Consider the following 17,653-nt stretch of genomic DNA (forward strand, 5'->3'; position numbering starts at 1 on the left):
GGCGCCCTGCATGGGTGCCTATTTCAATTTTTTGATCAGATCGATAACATAATACAAAAGTGCAATCAAAAAAGAAACTAAGATAATAATGATGCAGCCAAAAGTCACTGCGGCGAATTCCCCCGGCGAACTGTCAGCAAAAATGCTTGCAAAGATAAAAAACAGTATGATGCTGGATCCGATCCCAAGAAAAAAGATGCTGATATATTTAGACATGGTCCCTCCTTATTTCTTAAGCTTTGTTTCTGCCAAAACTGTACCCGCCATCAAAAGAACAAAAATAATAACAAGACCTGGGATAAGCAGCGGCTGAAATTTATTTCCTTCAGATTCTGAAAACGTGTATTCCCCATCCCTGTCAGCTCTTGCGTATGTCCCGTTCCCTGCTTCCACTGCAATCGATTCTTCTGTACTGACTCCTTTTATTGAGAAATATTTGCTTCCTTCCTCAAACTCATTGGAAAAATTGCCGCCCATAGGATACATATCTGAATAAGATGTGACTTGCCCGATTTCTGACTCGATTTCACTTTCTTCTATATATTCATCCTGTACTGTATACTGATAGCCTTCCCAGACAACAAAGCTGCTCACCCACTTGGTCGCTCCAGCGATAGCCGGACATGCTGCAATTAAAAGAAATAGAAGGCTAAAGGAAAAGAACATTCTCCGGATTCTCACTTTTCTTCTCCTAACCCGGCATTTCGGTTTCTGCTGAGTATACCCAGATACTCCACCCAAGGGCCGACATCCTCCCGGTATCTTTCTGCCATCACTCTTGTAATCTGTGAAAGATGGGTCAGGTCATGCACTGCCCAGGTTGAAACCAGCTCCCTTGCCTTCACGGTTCCAAATGCAGGATGTTTTCCTGCAGCTTCCAGCCTGTCTTCGGTCACCATCAGTTCCCGCAGAAGAGCCAGGTTTTGAGCCCTGATCTCTTTAAATTCATGAAGCTTCCGGGCGACCGTCTGTTCCTCCTTTTTCAAGTGGGAAAAGCGGTCAAACGGAGGGAATGATTCTTCTTCCCCTTTTTCCAGCATAAACTTGAGGCGCGGCACCCAGTTATGCTTTTCTCCTTCAATCAAATGGTCGACCACTTCGACAGGATTCCACGTTCCTTCCCCTTCACTGGCCCCAAGCCATCCAGAAGACAGCCCTCCCAGTAAAAACTCCAAAACCCGTGGTGTCCGCTCCAGCAATTCCATGGCTTCACTCAGCTTGAAATTCATTTTTACTCCCCCTCTGTTCATAATCTCTTTTAATCCATTCCAGAATTTTACCAACTACCTGCTGTACATAAATTTCAGGAAAATAACAGTCTTGGATTTGCTCCGCTATATGTACTATAGTAAGTGCAAACCGAAGGAGTGATATATATGTTCATCAAGCTGACGAAAGAACAGCAGCAAACCATGATTTCTGATATCCAGGAGTTTTTCCTGCAGGAGCGTGACGAAGAAATATCAGAATTTGCAGCTGAAAGGGTGCTGGATTTTGTAAAACAGACACTCGCCCCTCATTTTTATAACAGCGCCGTTTCAGATGCCAAAACCTTAGTGGAACAGCAATTCGCTTCAATGGAAGAAGAAATTCTCACTCTTCTGCGCCCGATAAAAAAATAGATGTGATTGCCTGGAAATACTCCGGGCTTTCATTACTTAATGGAATCCAATAGCTCCACGTTCACATGATCAGTATTATCTGGATCACTGTTAAAATCATAAATCTCCAGATTCCATCTGTCATTTGCCCGTTCATATCCTTCAGCTTCTATCCAGCGGTGCAATATTTCGTAGCTTTTACGGATATCTGTGTTCGGCCCATGATGATGGATGGCAGCATACCGCTGGAGCGGGACTGTCAGACTCGTCATTCCTTCTGGTACCGGATTGTTTCGGTCAGCTGCAACCCCAACCCAATAACCATCTGCATCTTCTGAAGCAGGATTCACAACAAATGCGCCAATCTGCCGCCCGCTATCCTTTACACCTTGGATTTCGGAGACCCTCTCCTTAAGCCTTTTAGCTGCCAAGGGTATTTCATCTATATATTGGCTTCCCTCACAAAGTACGCGAAAGCCTATCAGGTATACTTCTTCCATTTCGACTATCCTTTTTTTATGTTTCAAATTCGCCTGCATTCTGCCATCTCCTTTCTTCTCACACCTTATTTCGACAAGGAGAGCAGGCAATCCCCCCACTCACTAAAATTTGCGCAAAAAAAATGAGCTGGAGCCAGCTCATTTTTGATCAGAATTCCTCATATTCAGCCGGGTCCTGGTCATGCAGCCTGCCGCCGGGATGGCTTAATTTTGAGATTGCCTCCATATCCTGCCCATCCAGTTCAAAATCAAAGATAGAAATATTCTCTTTCTGTCTTTCCGCAGAAGATGATTTAGGAATGGATACCGCTCCCAGCTGATAATGCCAGCGAAGAACCACCTGGGCAATGGATTTCCCATGCTTCTCAGCAATCTTTTGGATATCTTCATTTCCGAGAAGGTCGCTGCCGCGGCCAATCGGGCTCCATGACTCTGTCAGAATACCATGTTTCTCATGATAGGCGCGCTGTTCTTCCTGGCTGAAATAGGGATGCAGTTCGACCTGGTTCATGCTCGGTAGAACCCCTGTCTCCTTTTCCAGCCTGTCCAAATGCTCCGGCAGGAAATTGCAGACACCGATTGATCGGATATACCCTTTTTTCTTTGCTTCTATCAATGTTTGCCATGCTTCAACATACAATTCTCTCTTCGGGTTTGGCCAGTGGATCAAATAAATATCATAATAATCCAAGCCTGCTCTGTAAAGCGATTCTTCAATCGCAATCATCCCTTTTGCTGATTCATGATAACGCCCCGGGAGCTTCGAGGTGATGAGCAATTCCTCCCTGGAAACAGAGCTTCTTTTTACAGCCTCGCCGACTGTCCCCTCGTTTTCATAGTTATACGCAGAATCCAGAAGCCGGTATCCTCCCTCATCAATCGCCTTGCGGATCGACTCGGCGCCTGCACTCCCCTTTAATTGATATGTACCCAGCCCGATCGCCGGAATGGACAATCCATCATTAAGCTTTACTTCAGGTATCCCATTAATCATCTTTACTCACTCCTTTTCTGTCATACTATTACCTTACCATAATTTGGATTTTTTACCCTGCTGGGGAGATTTGATTCTTCCCTCTTGGTATTCAGAAAACCGATCTCCTCCTGCAATTTTTGTTTTTCACTCCCTATTTTTAAGGCAGCCTATTTGCTATTCTCGATATCTGGAGTGCTCCAGAGAACTCTCATGATGCACTCTATCCACTTCTTTCACCCTCTAGGGTGCTCTATAGACCTCTCTTGAAGTACTCTGAACGCTCCTTTCCTACTCTAGAGTACTACATAGACTTCGTTTGAATCACTTTATACGCTCCTTCCATCCTCTAGAGTGCTTCATAGACTTCGTTTGAGGCACTCTGTACACTCCTTCCCATCTTTAGAGTGCTTCATAGGCTTCGTTTGAGGCACTCTGTACGCTGATTTCCTACTCTAGAGTGCTCCACTCCATAGACCTCTCTTACAATCTTTCCTCCCTCTAGAGTGCTCTATAAACCTCTCTTGAAGCACTCTATCTGCTCTATTCCCACTCTGGAGTCTCCAAAGATCAAACAATCCCCACCTCAATTCTCAACCTGCATCAATTTCACCCCAAACAAAAAACCTCCCGCAAAGGAGGTCTTTCATTCTATCAAAGGCTTTCTTTCGCAGTTGATACACCGCCGCTCCGAATGGCAGCCACAAAGAATCCAATTACTGCACCCGCTGCGGCTGGCATAACCCATCCAAGTCCGACTTCATATAATGGCAGGATTGCAATGAATACCTCTTCAACCGGTCCAAAGCTCACTCCTGCAGCCTTCAATCCGTCGAATAAGCTGACGATGAAAGTGAGCAGCATGCTGACCTGGTACACTTCCTTTTTCCCTTTGAAAAGAGGATGCAGGAAGGTAAGGAACATCAGGCAGATGGCTAAAGGATAGATTCCTGTCAGAACAGGTACGGAAATGCTGATCAGCTGGCTGAGTCCGATATTGGAGAAGACAGCGCTGAATACAGACAGAATGACAACAAATACTGAGTAAGAAACCGAAGGAAACATTTTATGGAAATAAGATGAACATGCTGTCACGAGTCCGATGCTCGTTGTAAGGCATGCGCCAAGAACAATTACGCTTAAAAGCAGGGCACCAAATGAACCAAAATAATATTCAGATGCACCGGATAACACGGCTCCGCCATTATCAAGCCTGCCAAGCTCACCTACGCTTGATGCGCCAATATAAGACAGCGAGGTATAGATAATAGCAAGAAGTGCTGCGGCAATAAGGCCAGCTTTAGCAATTGAAACCATGATTTCTTTTCTTGAAGCGGCCCCTCTTTCTTTTACTGCATCCACAACAATGATCCCAAATACAAATGCGGCAAGTGCGTCCATTGTCAGATAGCCTTCCTGGAAACCTTTGAAAAAGGTGTTAGCTAAATAATTTTCTCCTGGTGATTGGAAAGAACCCATAGGATTGAAAAAAGCGGCAATGATCAAAATGCCTACTACAATCAGCAGGATCGGCGTCAGGTATTTACCGACAATATCAACAATCCTGGAAGATTTTAAAGAAAAGAAGCCTGTTACTGCAAAAAACAAAACAGAAAAGACAATCAGCCCGATTGTGCTGTTCCCGGCTAAAAAGGGCTTTACGCCCATTTCAAATGAAACGGTTGCTGTCCTGGGAATCGCAAACAGCGGCCCTATGGACAGATACAAAAGCATCGTAAATACTGCGCTGAATGCCGGGTGCACCCTTCCTGCCAGTGACTGAAGATCGCTTTTGCCGGAAAAGCCAAGCGCCAATATCCCTAATAGCGGAAGCCCTACCCCAGTTACTATAAAGCCTGCATTGGCTGACCAGATACTGGTTCCTGCAGACTGCCCGAGCATCGCAGGGAAAATGAGGTTTCCTGCCCCAAAGAAAAGTGCAAACAACATAAAGCCTACGGCGACTACATAAGAAAACGGTATTTTAGTTCCCATCCTATTCTCCTTTATGCTAAGAATTCTAGCTGCATATTTTTTACCAACTTAAAAATTTCAGAAAATGATAAAAGCAGTTTAATAGTTACGTAATATATTGCATAACTCAAGATAACACACCAATAATGCGTATGCAATATATCGCATAAAGAAAATTGTCGAATTATGCAATATATTGAATTCTTCTTTCTAATTCTCTATACTAAATGTATAATCCAGTAAAAATTAAAGAGTTTATGAAAATACTAGAGGTGAAAATAGATGCCCATCCCTGCCAATTTTGCTTCTCCTGCACGTGTATCAGCGAAAGACCGGGCCTTTCTGCAAATCCAGGAATGGATTATTGACGGCACCTTAAAGCCTCAGGAAAAATTAAACGATGCCGATCTTGCTAAGGCGCTCGGCGTGAGCCGCACACCGATCAGGGAAGCGCTTCAGCTGCTGAGCGTCCAGGGATTCGTAGAAATGTTCCCAGGCGTCGGCACCCAGGTCACTACCGTCAATCCGGAAGATATCAACAAGATTCTGCCGCCGCTTGGAGCCTTGCAGGCACTTGCTGCAGAGCTTGCAGCACCATTCATGGACAGTTCTACGATTGAGAAATTGCGGTCCATCAATCGTTCTTTTGCGGATTCCCTTCTACGGGGCGATACCTTTTCAGCACTGAAACAGGACGAACAATTGCACAATCTCATCATTGAAAAAGCGGATAATCCATACATCACCAGTTATGTGTCTTCCATGCAGGCCCATGTAATGAGGCTTTATTATAATAAAACGATCATCTTGAAGCCCCGCTCAATCGATGAGCATGAGGATATCATCAAAGCTTTTGAAGAAAAAAATACGCATAAAGCTTCAGATGTAGCACGGACCAACTGGCTGAGGGCCATTGATGAATATTACGGTGAAAATTAAGATTAACAAAAAGGAAATGGCACATGCCCATTTCCTCTTTTTATTCAGCATCGGCCCTCAGATGTGCTCTTCTCACCAGCCTGGTGCCAATATAAGCAATAAAGGCAATGACAAGATCTATCAAAAACAAATAAAACAAGTTCATTCCCTTATTCAGCTCCACCATGCCGAGCGCTTTCTCTATCGAAGCAAAAACAAGCGAATACACTGCACTGAGAATGACAGTATACAGAATAAAATTCTTTCTATGACTGGTGCAGTACTGATAGATCAGCATAAATCCTACAGGCAGTACTGACATCGTAATGTTAAAAGCATGCGGGAAAATAGGCAGCATATAATATGTATGGACAAGCAGGGTATAATTGCCGAGCACAATGTCCGTGTATGTCCAAAGAACATGTACAATAAATCCGAAAAAGAATATCTCAAAAATCCTCTTGCGGTCGACTGTAAAATATAATAAACCAAGCGGCAGCACCAGAAGTACTGTAACAGCCCAAAACTGCCATGAACCAGGATCGGAATAGCTATTCCAATATGAATCAACCAAGGAAGTCATCTCTTCGCTCAGCTGAAATATTTTATCCCAATATTCGCTATAGCTCATCTGCAGCACTCCATGACATGTATTTCAAGCCCGACTTTGACAGCTTGCCTTCTTATTGTTTGTAGGATTAATGGAGATATACACATAATTTCCATGAATCAAAATCAGTAAGAAGGCACGCCAGCTCAGAACATCAACCTCAGTAATTTTCCCATTTTCGGCAGATCGCTTCCTTTACTAAAAAGCAAAATTAAGACACCCGCTTTTGTTCTGGGTGTCTTCTCAGCACTATCATTCGTTTACCAGCGGGCAGTCAGCATCTTTCTTCTGGTATAAAACTCGACACCGTCAGAGCCGTTGGCATGGAGGTCTCCATAAAAGGAGTTCTTCCACCCGGAGAATGGGAAAAAGGCCATTGGTGCAGGTACGCCGATATTGACACCAAGCATTCCAACTTCAATGTTTTCCCTGAAATAGCGGACATTGCTTCCGCTGTCGGTGAACAGGCATGCTCCGTTGCCAAAATCTGATAGATTTGTCAGCTCAATCGCTTCCTCAAGGCTCTTTACCCTGACAATGGAGAGAACGGGAGCGAAGATTTCTTCTTTCCATATCTTCATGGATGGATCTACGTGATCAAAGATGGTCGGTCCGATAAAATACCCATTGTCATGGTGAGCTTCATCCTTCCGCCCATCACGGATAAGGACTGCTCCTTCTTTTTCGCCGACTTCAATGTAGTTTCTTGTCCGTTCTTTATTTTCCTGGCGGATGACAGGTCCTAAGAAAATATCTTCATCCAAGCCATTACCTATTGTCAGGCTGTCTGCCTGCTCCTGCAGCTTTGTCACGAGTTCGTCAGCGATGGAGTCTACAGCAACCACAACTGAGCAGGCCATACACCGTTCCCCTGCTGAACCATATGCAGCAGCAATAATTTCTTTGACAGCTCCGTCAAGATCCGCATCCGGCATCACAATCGAATGATTCTTTGCACCAGCCAGCGCCTGGACCCGCTTTCCCTTCGCAGAAGCTGATTTATATATATACTCGGCAACGGGCTGAGAGCCTACAAATGAAATGGCCGGTACATCCTGATGGTCAATAAGGCTGTTTACAACCTCATGGGCGCCATGCACAATATTGAAAACGCCGTCCGGTAGGCCCGCTTCGGTAAATAGCTCGGCCAAACGGTTTGCGAGTATCGGAGTCCTTTCAGATGGCTTTAGCACAAAGGTGTTTCCGCACGCGATTGCCAGCGGGAACATCCAGCAAGGGACCATCATCGGAAAATTGAAAGGCGTGATGCCGCCGATGACGCCAACAGGGTAGCGGTACATTCCGGATTCAATATTTGTCGCAATATCCGGGAGCTGCTTGCCCATCATAAGAGAAGGAGCTCCTGCAGCAAACTCCACACATTCGATTCCCCGCTGCACCTCGCCATAAGCTTCTTTATAGTTTTTACCGTTTTCCTGTGTGATCAGCTTTGCAAGTGCATCCCAGTTGTCTATCAACAGCTGCTGATATTTGAATAGAATTCTTGCTCTTTTGGGTACCGGTGTTTTGCTCCATGTTTTATAGGCATCACTGGCCGCCTGTACGGCATCTTCCACATCTTCCCGGGTAGAAATCGGTGTCCGCGCCAATTCCTCGCCGGTTGCAGGATTGGGAACTGATTCAAAACCTTCCGTTTTTGCATCCACCCATTTGCCATTGATAAAGTTTTTTAATATATTTGCCGTTTTCGTTGCCATAAAATAACTCCTTTCAGCATTAGTGACATTTTGCAATTACACTTTTTCAGTTGCAGAGGAAAAATGATAGTCATAGCAAATATGATAGAGTTTCTCCAGTTCCAGCTGGCTGGGCACTTTGGGATTATTGGCCGGGCTGCCGCTGTCAATAGCGTCTGCTGCCATTTTGCCGACGGCCTTCTCGAAGGCTTCCCCGTTGATACCCCACCCCTTTAAGTTGGGTATATTTAATTTCCTGCATAACTCTTTTACAGATTGTACAGCTATTTCAGCTATCTTAATATCGTCTCCGCTTTCAATTTCAGGCCTAAAGATCCGGCCTATATCAGCAAGCTGTTCCACGCAGGCTTCCTGGCTGAATTCCAATACAGCAGGCAAAAGCATAGCATTTGAGATGCCATGCGGCACATGGAACAAGGCACCGATCGGACGGCTCATTCCGTGTACAAGGCAGACTGAAGCATTCGAAAAAGCCATTCCCGCCTGCAGTGAGCCTAGACTCATTTTTTCTCTTGCATCAAGATTCCCGCCATCATTGTAAGCGGTTAAAATATTCTCTGCAATGAGCTTCATGGCTGAGATGGCCATCGTGTCTGTCATGGGATGTGCTTTTTTAGATAAGTATGCTTCAACAGCATGGCTTAGAGCATCAATTCCTGTTGCCGCGGTGATATTCTTTGGCGAAGATACTGTCAGCAGGGGATCCACAATGGCAGTATCCGGCAAGAAAGCGGGCTGCTTGATCATCATTTTAACATTGTTGGATGTATTAGTAATTACGGTTACATCGGTTGCCTCAGAACCTGTACCGGCTGTGGTTGGTATAGCAATATGCGGGACAGGGGTTTGCTGTGCCAGTTTCTTACCTCCCATATAATCTCCGATATATCCGCCATTTGCTGCCAGGACTGCTATTGCTTTTGCGGTATCGATACAGCTGCCGCCTCCAATGGAAATCAGCAGGTCGCACTGCTCGCTTTTAAAAAGATCCAGCGCTTCTGACACATATTCATCGGTGGGTTCAGAGGCAATACCCAGATAGACTGCGCTTTGAACACCTGCATCACTAAGCAAAGCTCTGCCTTCTGTCACATATCCAAGCTGATCCATTATTTTATCACTGATGATCAATGCCTTCTTCCCTTTAAGAGCTGCTTGCGATCCTAGATTTTCAAAGGAGCCCCTCCCATAAAAAATGGACTCAGGCACCCGGAATACCGCTGGTTTTTTCAATGCTTTTACACCCCTTTTTCATAGACGCCCGCATTTCCACCCCAAGCACTATTTTTACAAATCATCCGGCAGACCCTGGCTCTTTAGATGAAAAGGCTGGAGCAAAAGACGTCAGAATAGTTAGATTATTAAAATTATACCATTAAACTAAGAATTCCCGTGAGTTATTAGGCGAAATTTATCCTCCTAAACAAAAAAGCTTCCACAATCCTCAGTTTCCCTAATGAAAATTAAATGTATATTCTCTCAGAGAGCGGGTAAACAATGAAGAGTGAAAATATAAATTCAGCTTTGAATGGAGGATATTTTAATGACTGTCAAACTAGCAATCGTCTATTACAGCTCAACCGGAACAAATTATCAGATGGCCCAGTGGGCTGCTGAGGGCGCAAAGGAAGCAGGCGCTGAAGCCACAATCTACAAAGTGCAGGAACTTGCGCCAGAAAGCGTGATTGAAGGCGTTCCTGCATGGAAAGCACATTTGGAAGAAACAAAGGATGTGCCTGTAGTTACACCTGATGATATCGCTGAAGCGGATGCCATTATCTTCAGCACACCGACACGTTTCGGGAATATGGCAGCCCAGATGAAGCAGTTCCTCGATACAACCGGCGGCATCTGGGGTGCAGGAAAAACAGTCAATAAGGTTGTCAGCGGCATGACTTCCGCTCAGAACCCGCACGGCGGTCAGGAGGCAACCATCCTTTCACTTTATACAACCATGTATCATTGGGGTGCCATCGTCGTGACACCAGGATATTCTGATCAATCTTTATTCCCTGCAGGCGGCAATCCTTACGGAGCAAGCGTCACTGTCGACCAAAATAATGAAATAGTTGGCGATAAGGATGCTTATAAGGGAGCAATCAAATATCAGGCGAAACGCGTTATCGGGATTGCTGAATCTGTAAAGAATGGCGCAGGGCAGCAGTAAAGTAAAAAAAGCAATCAGCTAGCTGGCTGGTTGCTTTTTTTGGATCTGATTTTTCTATGCTGAATTCGTGTGTAACAGTAAAAGAACATGAAACGAACAAGTGACCTTTTCTGCTTAACAGGTTTCACCTTTGATCTTCTCCCACTCCTGTCCGAACAGGTCTTTCTCTGTATCAAGCTTTATTGAAAGTTCTGCCGCCGCAGCCTCCAGAAATCCCCTGCAAAAATAATAGCTTTTATGCCGGATGAGCTTTCCATCCTCTATCTCCGCTGTTGCTATGTCCCATAATACAGGGCCGCAGCCTGCATCCCTTGTATAGATGACAGCATACCGTCCCCATAAGAAAGCAAGCTCTGCCGAGAGTCCAGCTGTACTGCTGCCCCAGTCGCCCATAGAGTTCTTCCGTATCTGTGTTTTTCCGATATCCATGCCCTGCCCGACCACTTCATTTGTTGCATAATTACCTAAAAGCTCGCCGATAGACTTAAAATCGCCTTTCACAAAATAGTCCATATACTGCTGGATAACTTGTTTTTTATCATCCGTCAGCACTGCCTCTTGGAAAGGATTCTCCGCTGCTTTCTGCTTTTTGAGATTAGCTCTCGCCCGGCTTAACAAGGACTGGACACCGCCTTCTGTTGAACCGATAATTTCAGCAGTTTCCCGGATGGTGAAACGGTATACCTCTGCTAAAAGAATGGCTGCTGCCTGCTTCGCAGGCAATTGATGAACTAGAATCTCTACACTTTCAAGCACTTCTGAATAAGGTACGAGGTCTCTATCCGGAATTTTTTCGGACTCCATATCCAGCAGCTGAGGCGATTTTTTCCTGAAATGGTCTATCCAAATATTCGTCGCAATCCTGAACAGGTAGCTTTTTGCATTCATTGTCTGCCCGATTCTGGATAAAGAAGAAAACGCCTTTAACATTGTGTCCTGCAGCAAATCTTCCGCGTCCCAGGGTGAACCAGTCAGCTTCCTGCAGTATTGCCAAAGCTGATCCCGGTATGGCTGAACAATGCAATCAAAAGAAGGTGCAAGCTCCTTAATTTCTTTACTGATAGAAAACAAATCATTATGTTTTTCCACAAAAACTCCCCCTTTTTTATATCCAACTTGTAAGACGGAAAAGACTTGTGAAAACATACGGGCAGCATTAAATTAATTTCGTAATTTTTATAGCATAATTTCAGTTGGTTTTTTAGAATTTGAGAAAAATGCCTTCAGCTTCCAGCAAGCGGAATGAGGTAACTAAACGTCCGGCTCTCAGGAAATTCGTATTTTTCCAGTTTCATTCCTTCTGCTTTAAATCCAAACCGGTGAATCTGCCTCATATAGTGGAAGCAGGTGAAAGGATCATATACATTGCACTCTGCTGCAGCAAACATTCTTGGCCCGAGACGCTCTGTATATAAGTCATCGCAAAAATCAATTTCTTTGCCGGGCATATGATGTAATAGGAAGCCCACTTCCCCGGTTATTGTATCTCCCTTTGATTCTAACGTTCTTACAAATACCCCTGGCTTTGTCTCAATCCTCAGCGTCTTCAGTCTTTCGCTTATTTCAGACATTTCCTCTTGAAAAGGATGAAATGTCCTTGGAACAGTCCGCCGGAACCAGATGAAGGAATTGTCCCCCTCCCATTTAACAAGATGCAGATGCCGTTCTTCAGCATGCATGGAGCTCAAATACTGCTTCGCGATATTCATGGACGCAAGCTTTTCCTCTATCTCCCGCTTCCATCCGGATATCCATGTCTTCTTCTCTTCTTCTTCTGCCTCCAAATAGGATTGTATTTCTTCTATTTTTATATCAGCCTGCCGGAGAGAATGGATGATCATTGCCTTGGGTATCTGTTCTTCTCTATAGATACGATATCCTTTTTCACTGCGTCCTGCCGGTTCGATCAATTTTTTCCGGTCATAAAATCGGAGAGTACTCGGAGGAAGCCCGGTCCGCTCAGCAAACTTCTGTATATTCATTTCCAATGCAGTTCCTGCTCTCTATTATGAAGGATATGACCAGACATTGATCATGTTCCCATCCGGGTCATAGAAATGGAAACCGCCCCAGCCTGCTGCTGGATTGCCTGCAATTTCGGATGGGCTTAAACCTTTTTCAGACAGCAGCTCATATGTTTGATAAAACTCATCAGGCCTAAGATCAAAATAATTCCTCGCTGAAGGACTCCCTTTTTCGAAAGCAGTGCCAGCAGCCGTTTCGAGCCATACGCTGTCATGGAATACTTGTTTATGCTGAATCCAATCGTAAGCATCTTCCACCTGCATATGAGCAAATTCGCTCCCAAAACGTTTAGACAGTTTAAGTCCTAAGTGCTCCTCATACCAGGAGATTGCTTCATCCAGATTTCTCACGCCTATTCTTGCATTAACAGGACCGAATCCCGTGATTCTCGCATCCGGAAATTGACCTGCCTCACCAGGATTATATACGGCTGTGATTCTCGCATTTTCATATGCAAATATATCAAAGCTATTTTGTCCGCCAGGAAGCTCTGCTATCGGAGTAACTTCAATCCCCTCATTTTTAAAATAAGAAAGGGACCTGTCGATATCCAAAATTTCAAAACATAGCCTCACATGGCCTTCAGTCCTGCTGTCCTTTTGAAAATGCTCAAAATTCCCTTCAAAAGATTTCAGTGTCACAACCCCCAGTCTTGGCATCTTCAAAAAGGCCTTTTTGCCGACCGGCGATATAACCTTATCCAGGCAGCTCCAGCCAAAATGCTTTGTGTACCATTCTACCCCTTCCTCAAATCCATCCCATGAAACCATGATAAAGCCGCCATCCCAACGAAATGTCATATTGCGAACCTCTTTTCATTTAAAATACGGAAAGTTCTTCCATACTTTATACTAAAGCTTAAAGTAAGTTTAAGGTCAAACAAAATTATTGATAAACTCAAAATGTTTGTTTGCTATTTTAAAATAGATGCATTAGAATACAAATAGTAATCATTACGCTTTAATATGCTTTGCAGCAATTTTTTTACCAAATAAATCGTAATGATTTCTAATTACAGTACATAAAAGATTTAGAGAATAGGAGATTTCACAATGAAAATGAATAAATGGAAAAATGTCCTGCTTGGCACTATGCTTGTCTCCTCTGCTTTCCTGGCAGCCTGTTCAGGTGCAGATAATGAAGGAAAGTCCGCTAAGGAAAATACGGGAGAAAAACTTCAAGTTTTCACCACAATTTTTCCTCTTCAGGATTTTGCAAAGAAAATTGGCGGAGATGAAGTTGTGGTTGAGAGCATTTATCCCCCGAATATTGATGCCCACTCTTATGAGCCGGATATTAAAACGATGACTAATATAGCAGATGCAGACTTGTTTATCTATACAGGAGCCGGTGTTGAAGGATTTGCAGAAAAGGCGGAAAAAACACTTCAAGGCGAAAAAGTAAAAATTGTAAAAGCGGCTGAGGGAATCGAACTCTTAAAAACGGCAGATGAACATAGTCATGAAGGCGAAGGACACTCTCATGAAGAGGAAGACCATGAGTACTCTGAAGAGGGCCACTCCCATGAAGAAGTAGACCACGACCACTCTGAAGAAGGCCACTCCCATGAAGGAGAAGACCACGGCCACTCTGAAGAGGGCCACTCCCATGAAGGAGAAGACCATGAGCACTCTGAAGAAGGCCACTCCCATGAAGGAGAAGGCCATGACCACTCTGAAGAGGGCCACTCCCATGATGACGGACACCATCACGGCGATCATGACCCCCACGTTTGGCTTGATCCTTCGAAAGCTATAACACTGGCTGAAAATATAAAAAACAGTTTGGCTGAATTAAAACCCGAAGCAAAAGAACAGTTTGAAAAAAACTTTAATACTTTGAAAGATCAGCTTACTTCATTGGACACTGACTTTAATCAAACGATAGCAGAAAGCAATACAAAATATATTCTTGTTTCCCATGCAGCATATGGCTATTGGCAGGAGAGGTATGGACTTGAACAAATCGCGATAGCAGGCCTATCCCCTACACAGGAGCCCAGCCAGAAGCAGCTTGCGAGTATAATAGAAGAATCCCGGGAGCATGAACTGAATTATATCCTGTTTGAACAGAATGTTGAATCTCGTGTGGCAAAAGTCATCCAGGAAGAAATCGGTGCAAAAAGCTTGACTCTTCATAATCTTGAAGCGGTCACCGAGGATGACATTAAAAATAATGAAGACTATTTCTCTATAATGGAGCGCAATTTAGAAACGCTTGAAACGGTTTTAAATTAATTTTCTCCAAAAAGAAGATCATGGCAGACGGAGGCTCGGCGTCTTTCTGTTCGCCCTTCTCCTTCTTTTTACATCCTGCTAAAACGGCATAAATCTTACTTATCTGGAAACTGACCTTCAGAGACAGCAATTTCTTCAAGGTTCTTAATAAGCAGCATCACACATCGCCCCCTCCCTATTATGGGAGGGGACTTTTATTTTTTTGTTTGTACCGATTCTCCATCCACAAAAAAACATTTGTTGTCACTTTTGCTGTCAATAGTACAATCAAATACCCTCCAAACAAGTGGAAATAATGAGTATCTCCATACAGCCGAAAAAGGCCAACTGCAATTAAGAATGGCTTAAAGACAAATGCTAAAAATACGGCTGTAAGGATGGAATATACATAATAGTTCTTTCCTTTGTTTAATGTCCACTGATAGACAAGCATAAAAACAACAGGGATTAAGCTCGAATCTATCGATATTCCGGGAGTCACCGGAACCAGCGGAAACGGGTAATTCCAAAAGCCGCTGTTTTTGCCGTACCAGTCTGTATAATTGAAAAACACATGAATGCTGTAACCGTAAAAACCAAGCAGAAAAATCCTGCTTCGATCTATTTTGAAATAAAGCACAATTAGCGGAACTAAAAAAAATGCCGCCATCAGCCAGTATTCAAAGGATGTATACAGCGAATAATCCATCCAGTAAGAATTAAGTGCATCCTGCCCTTTTTCATTCATCTCTACAATTTTATCGAATTCCTTGACCCTTTTGTTCTCCAAGATTAATCATCCTCATTAATGTTCTTTCCATTTCATCCAGCTGGCATATTTAAACTCTTATCTAAGTCTTGCCTACCTTTAATATCAGTTTTTTTTCAAAGACTATGTTAGTGTACCTTGTTGATTTTGGTCTCATTCGTGTGAAACTCTGTTTAACAAAGCCTTTTCAAAAACAGAGCTATACTTCTGCTTGTTTCTTTTGCATGGAAATGAATATATTGGTGATGATTTTAGAGACGAGGAAAAAAGCAATATAACATATGAATAAGTGGAAATAATTCACGCCCTTGAACATTCTGAAAAAATCTAAGCTGACTAATATAGGCTTAATGATAAAAGCAAATACAGCAGATAATAGCAATGAATATAAATAAAAGTTTTTCTGGTGATTCAATGTCCACTGGTAAAGAAGGATGAACATAACGGGAACAAATGATGCATCCAGGGCAAAGCTCGGGAGGACAGGCAGCAGTTCATAAGGGTACTCCCATAGACCCAGCCTGATTCCGATTGAATTTGTATAAGCAAACCAAATATGATAATTCAGTCCATAAAAACCCAGAAGCAGTATTTTACTTCGGTCAATTTTAAAATATAGAAGGATCAGCGGGACAATAAGAAGAATAATTACTGCCCATAGCTGCCAATCATTAAAGCTCGAATACTCTTTCCAATAGTCAATCTGCTCACTGGAAAGAGCCCCTGCCTTTTCTCTTATATCCTTAAGCATCTCCCGCTGTCTCTCACCCATCAAATACACACCTTTACCTTAAATTTAGTTCAGTTATTCGTGCCATGCTGGCTATTGTCCCATCCGTGAAACTTTGTTTAGCACAGCCTGATAATGGGATACAAGAATAGGTTTTGGTGTTACGGAACAAATTATTCAAAGAAGCATTAGAAAAGCACACCCACAAAAGAATGCAGACTAAGAATGCCTTGTCCAAGGCAAGGTTCTTGTGATTTTTTCCAAAAATCCTTAAATACATCCTGGAATGAATTTATGTCTTTTTAAGGGATTGCTTTGACATCAAGGCGCAGAGACAGCAGCCAGTTCAGTCACTAAGTTGAAAGTATGTTTCTTTATCATAAAACGAAAAAAATGCCAGCTGCAATGAGCCGGCATTTCCCTGAAAAACGGTACAAACATATTTAATTGCTGTCCTGATTGACCAGTTCAACTATGTCCTTAATCGTATAGTCTTTTAAATATTCGCCAAGATGCTCTTCTGCTCCGATGAAGATGCTGAAGAGGACGTTCCGCATATTGGCCCCTACTATGCATTGTTCGTTGGATTCCGGACATTTTGGCTGCAGTGAGCCTTCAGAGGTAATTTTATAGATATCACGCAAGTTGACCTCATCCAGCTCCCTTGCAAAAATAAATCCGCCGCCGGTGCCTTCCTTGGACTTGATAAAGCCATTCCTTTTTAACAGGCTCAATACTTTACGGATCCGTACAGGATGAACCCCGGCGCTCTTGGAAATTGCCTCGCTTGTAGACATCCGGTCCAGCTGCAGCGCAAGATAGGCCAGGCTGTGAATGGCTAGTGTAAAGTCGCTGTTCATGGATAGCCTCCTAACTAAGCAGTGATCCCGGCCATTCTGCTTTTTTATTCATCAGCAGATCAGTTGGCCATATTCTGCATTTGCATGAATGAGAATGTACGCAGTTTCCGCGGAAGGAAACTTCTGATTTCTTCATCATTATATCCGACCTGCAGCCTTTTTTCATCAATGATGATCGGCCTTCTCAGCATCTGCGGGTTGTCAGCAATCAACTGATACAGCTCTTTAAGAGGAAGAGAATCGATTTCCATATCCAGCTGCTGATAAGCTTTTGATTTGGTTGAAATGATTTCTTCAGTCCCATTTTCCGTCATGCGCAGAATGGATTTAATTTCTTCAACAGAAAGCGGTTCGTTAATGATGTTTCTTTCAGTATACTCAATATTATGCTCTTCAAGCCATGCCTTTGCTTTGCGGCAGGATGTACAGCTGGATGATACATATAGATTGACCATTAATCATGCACTCCTTTAATGAAGATATAATGTTATATAGTGATTATTTTATGATCATAAATAAAGTGTAAAATAAAAAGTTACAGTTGCAGCAAAAAAATAAATACAGAATTGAATTCCTTACTGTAATTTTAATA

General features: G+C 43.3%; 20 protein-coding genes. 4 read left to right on the forward strand and 16 right to left on the reverse strand.

Going from position 1 to position 17,653, the window contains the following annotated elements; genetic code table 11:
* Positions 1–18: 18 nt before the first annotated feature.
* The 3 genes from FZD51_RS00545 to FZD51_RS00555 are packed head-to-tail and all read right to left on the reverse strand — an operon-like array spanning position 19 to position 1,229.
* Positions 19–216, reverse strand: coding sequence for a hypothetical protein (locus FZD51_RS00545; RefSeq protein WP_148972966.1), 198 nt, complete (start codon positions 214–216; stop codon positions 19–21).
* A gap of 9 nt (positions 217–225) precedes the next feature.
* On the reverse strand, positions 226–681 hold the full coding sequence (locus FZD51_RS00550) for a hypothetical protein (RefSeq protein ID WP_148972967.1): 456 nt from the start codon (positions 679–681) through the stop codon (positions 226–228).
* The gene (locus tag FZD51_RS00555) at positions 678–1,229 is read right to left on the reverse strand and encodes a DinB family protein (RefSeq protein WP_148972968.1); all 552 of its coding nucleotides are present in this window, start codon (positions 1,227–1,229) and stop codon (positions 678–680) included. The genes FZD51_RS00550 and FZD51_RS00555 overlap by 4 nt, the downstream gene beginning before the upstream one ends.
* 147 nt (positions 1,230–1,376) lie before the next feature.
* On the opposite strand from FZD51_RS00555, the gene FZD51_RS00560 reads away from it, so the two are divergent.
* A complete protein-coding gene (locus FZD51_RS00560; RefSeq protein WP_148972969.1) occupies positions 1,377–1,622 on the forward strand; it encodes a DUF2164 domain-containing protein in 246 nt (81 codons plus the stop codon).
* 32 nt (positions 1,623–1,654) lie between these two features.
* On the opposite strand, the gene FZD51_RS00565 is transcribed toward FZD51_RS00560, so the two are convergent.
* From FZD51_RS00565 to brnQ, 3 genes are all read right to left on the reverse strand, one after another.
* Complete coding sequence (locus FZD51_RS00565) at positions 1,655–2,140, reverse strand: GyrI-like domain-containing protein (protein ID WP_262380579.1); 486 nt, start codon at positions 2,138–2,140, stop codon at positions 1,655–1,657.
* A 109-nt stretch (positions 2,141–2,249) separates the two neighbouring features.
* Positions 2,250–3,095, reverse strand: a complete 846-nt coding sequence (locus FZD51_RS00570) for an aldo/keto reductase (protein ID WP_148972971.1) — start codon at positions 3,093–3,095, stop codon at positions 2,250–2,252.
* A 633-nt stretch (positions 3,096–3,728) separates the two neighbouring features.
* Positions 3,729–5,069: a branched-chain amino acid transport system II carrier protein gene (brnQ, locus tag FZD51_RS00575; protein ID WP_148972972.1), complete on the reverse strand. Its 1,341-nt coding sequence runs from the start codon at positions 5,067–5,069 to the stop codon at positions 3,729–3,731.
* A gap of 261 nt (positions 5,070–5,330) precedes the next feature.
* Here brnQ and FZD51_RS00580 point away from each other — a divergent pair, with 261 nt between their 5' ends.
* On the forward strand, positions 5,331–5,987 hold the full coding sequence (locus tag FZD51_RS00580) for a GntR family transcriptional regulator (RefSeq protein ID WP_148972973.1): 657 nt from the start codon (positions 5,331–5,333) through the stop codon (positions 5,985–5,987).
* A gap of 40 nt (positions 5,988–6,027) precedes the next feature.
* On the opposite strand, the gene FZD51_RS00585 is transcribed toward FZD51_RS00580, so the two are convergent.
* From FZD51_RS00585 to FZD51_RS00595, 3 genes are all read right to left on the reverse strand, one after another.
* Positions 6,028–6,597: a CBO0543 family protein gene (locus tag FZD51_RS00585; RefSeq protein ID WP_148972974.1), complete on the reverse strand. Its 570-nt coding sequence runs from the start codon at positions 6,595–6,597 to the stop codon at positions 6,028–6,030.
* 239 nt (positions 6,598–6,836) lie between these two features.
* Complete coding sequence (locus FZD51_RS00590; protein WP_148972975.1) at positions 6,837–8,294, reverse strand: CoA-acylating methylmalonate-semialdehyde dehydrogenase; 1,458 nt, start codon at positions 8,292–8,294, stop codon at positions 6,837–6,839.
* Positions 8,295–8,330: 36 nt separating this feature from the next.
* On the reverse strand, positions 8,331–9,527 hold the full coding sequence (locus tag FZD51_RS00595) for an iron-containing alcohol dehydrogenase (RefSeq protein WP_148972976.1): 1,197 nt from the start codon (positions 9,525–9,527) through the stop codon (positions 8,331–8,333).
* Positions 9,528–9,837: 310 nt separating this feature from the next.
* On the opposite strand from FZD51_RS00595, the gene wrbA reads away from it, so the two are divergent.
* Complete coding sequence (gene wrbA, locus FZD51_RS00600) at positions 9,838–10,461, forward strand: NAD(P)H:quinone oxidoreductase (protein WP_187445368.1); 624 nt, start codon at positions 9,838–9,840, stop codon at positions 10,459–10,461.
* A 114-nt stretch (positions 10,462–10,575) separates the two neighbouring features.
* Here the strand turns inward: wrbA and FZD51_RS00605 are convergent, their stop codons facing one another.
* From FZD51_RS00605 to FZD51_RS00615, 3 genes are all read right to left on the reverse strand, one after another.
* Positions 10,576–11,550, reverse strand: a complete 975-nt coding sequence (locus tag FZD51_RS00605; RefSeq protein WP_187445572.1) for an RNA polymerase sigma factor — start codon at positions 11,548–11,550, stop codon at positions 10,576–10,578.
* A gap of 134 nt (positions 11,551–11,684) precedes the next feature.
* On the reverse strand, positions 11,685–12,443 hold the full coding sequence (locus FZD51_RS00610; RefSeq protein ID WP_148973281.1) for a helix-turn-helix domain-containing protein: 759 nt from the start codon (positions 12,441–12,443) through the stop codon (positions 11,685–11,687).
* 24 nt (positions 12,444–12,467) lie between these two features.
* A complete protein-coding gene (locus FZD51_RS00615; RefSeq protein WP_148972978.1) occupies positions 12,468–13,286 on the reverse strand; it encodes a VOC family protein in 819 nt (272 codons plus the stop codon).
* A 252-nt stretch (positions 13,287–13,538) separates the two neighbouring features.
* On the opposite strand from FZD51_RS00615, the gene FZD51_RS00620 reads away from it, so the two are divergent.
* On the forward strand, positions 13,539–14,723 hold the full coding sequence (locus tag FZD51_RS00620; protein ID WP_148972979.1) for a metal ABC transporter solute-binding protein, Zn/Mn family: 1,185 nt from the start codon (positions 13,539–13,541) through the stop codon (positions 14,721–14,723).
* A 178-nt stretch (positions 14,724–14,901) separates the two neighbouring features.
* Here FZD51_RS00620 and FZD51_RS00625 read toward each other — a convergent pair whose 3' ends face one another.
* The 4 genes from FZD51_RS00625 to spxA all read right to left on the reverse strand — a co-directional run bounded on the left by FZD51_RS00625 (position 14,902) and on the right by spxA (position 17,516).
* A complete protein-coding gene (locus FZD51_RS00625; protein ID WP_148972980.1) occupies positions 14,902–15,492 on the reverse strand; it encodes a hypothetical protein in 591 nt (196 codons plus the stop codon).
* A 178-nt stretch (positions 15,493–15,670) separates the two neighbouring features.
* Positions 15,671–16,243, reverse strand: a complete 573-nt coding sequence (locus FZD51_RS00630) for a CBO0543 family protein (protein WP_148972981.1) — start codon at positions 16,241–16,243, stop codon at positions 15,671–15,673.
* Positions 16,244–16,644: 401 nt separating this feature from the next.
* Positions 16,645–17,061: an RrF2 family transcriptional regulator gene (locus FZD51_RS00635; protein ID WP_148972982.1), complete on the reverse strand. Its 417-nt coding sequence runs from the start codon at positions 17,059–17,061 to the stop codon at positions 16,645–16,647.
* Positions 17,062–17,120: 59 nt separating this feature from the next.
* On the reverse strand, positions 17,121–17,516 hold the full coding sequence (spxA, locus tag FZD51_RS00640; protein ID WP_148972983.1) for a transcriptional regulator SpxA: 396 nt from the start codon (positions 17,514–17,516) through the stop codon (positions 17,121–17,123).
* Between the last annotated feature and the right edge of the window lie 137 nt (positions 17,517–17,653).

This window comes from Bacillus infantis, assembly GCF_008180445.1.
Taxonomy (GTDB): domain Bacteria; phylum Bacillota; class Bacilli; order Bacillales; family Cytobacillaceae; genus Bacillus_AB; species Bacillus_AB infantis_B.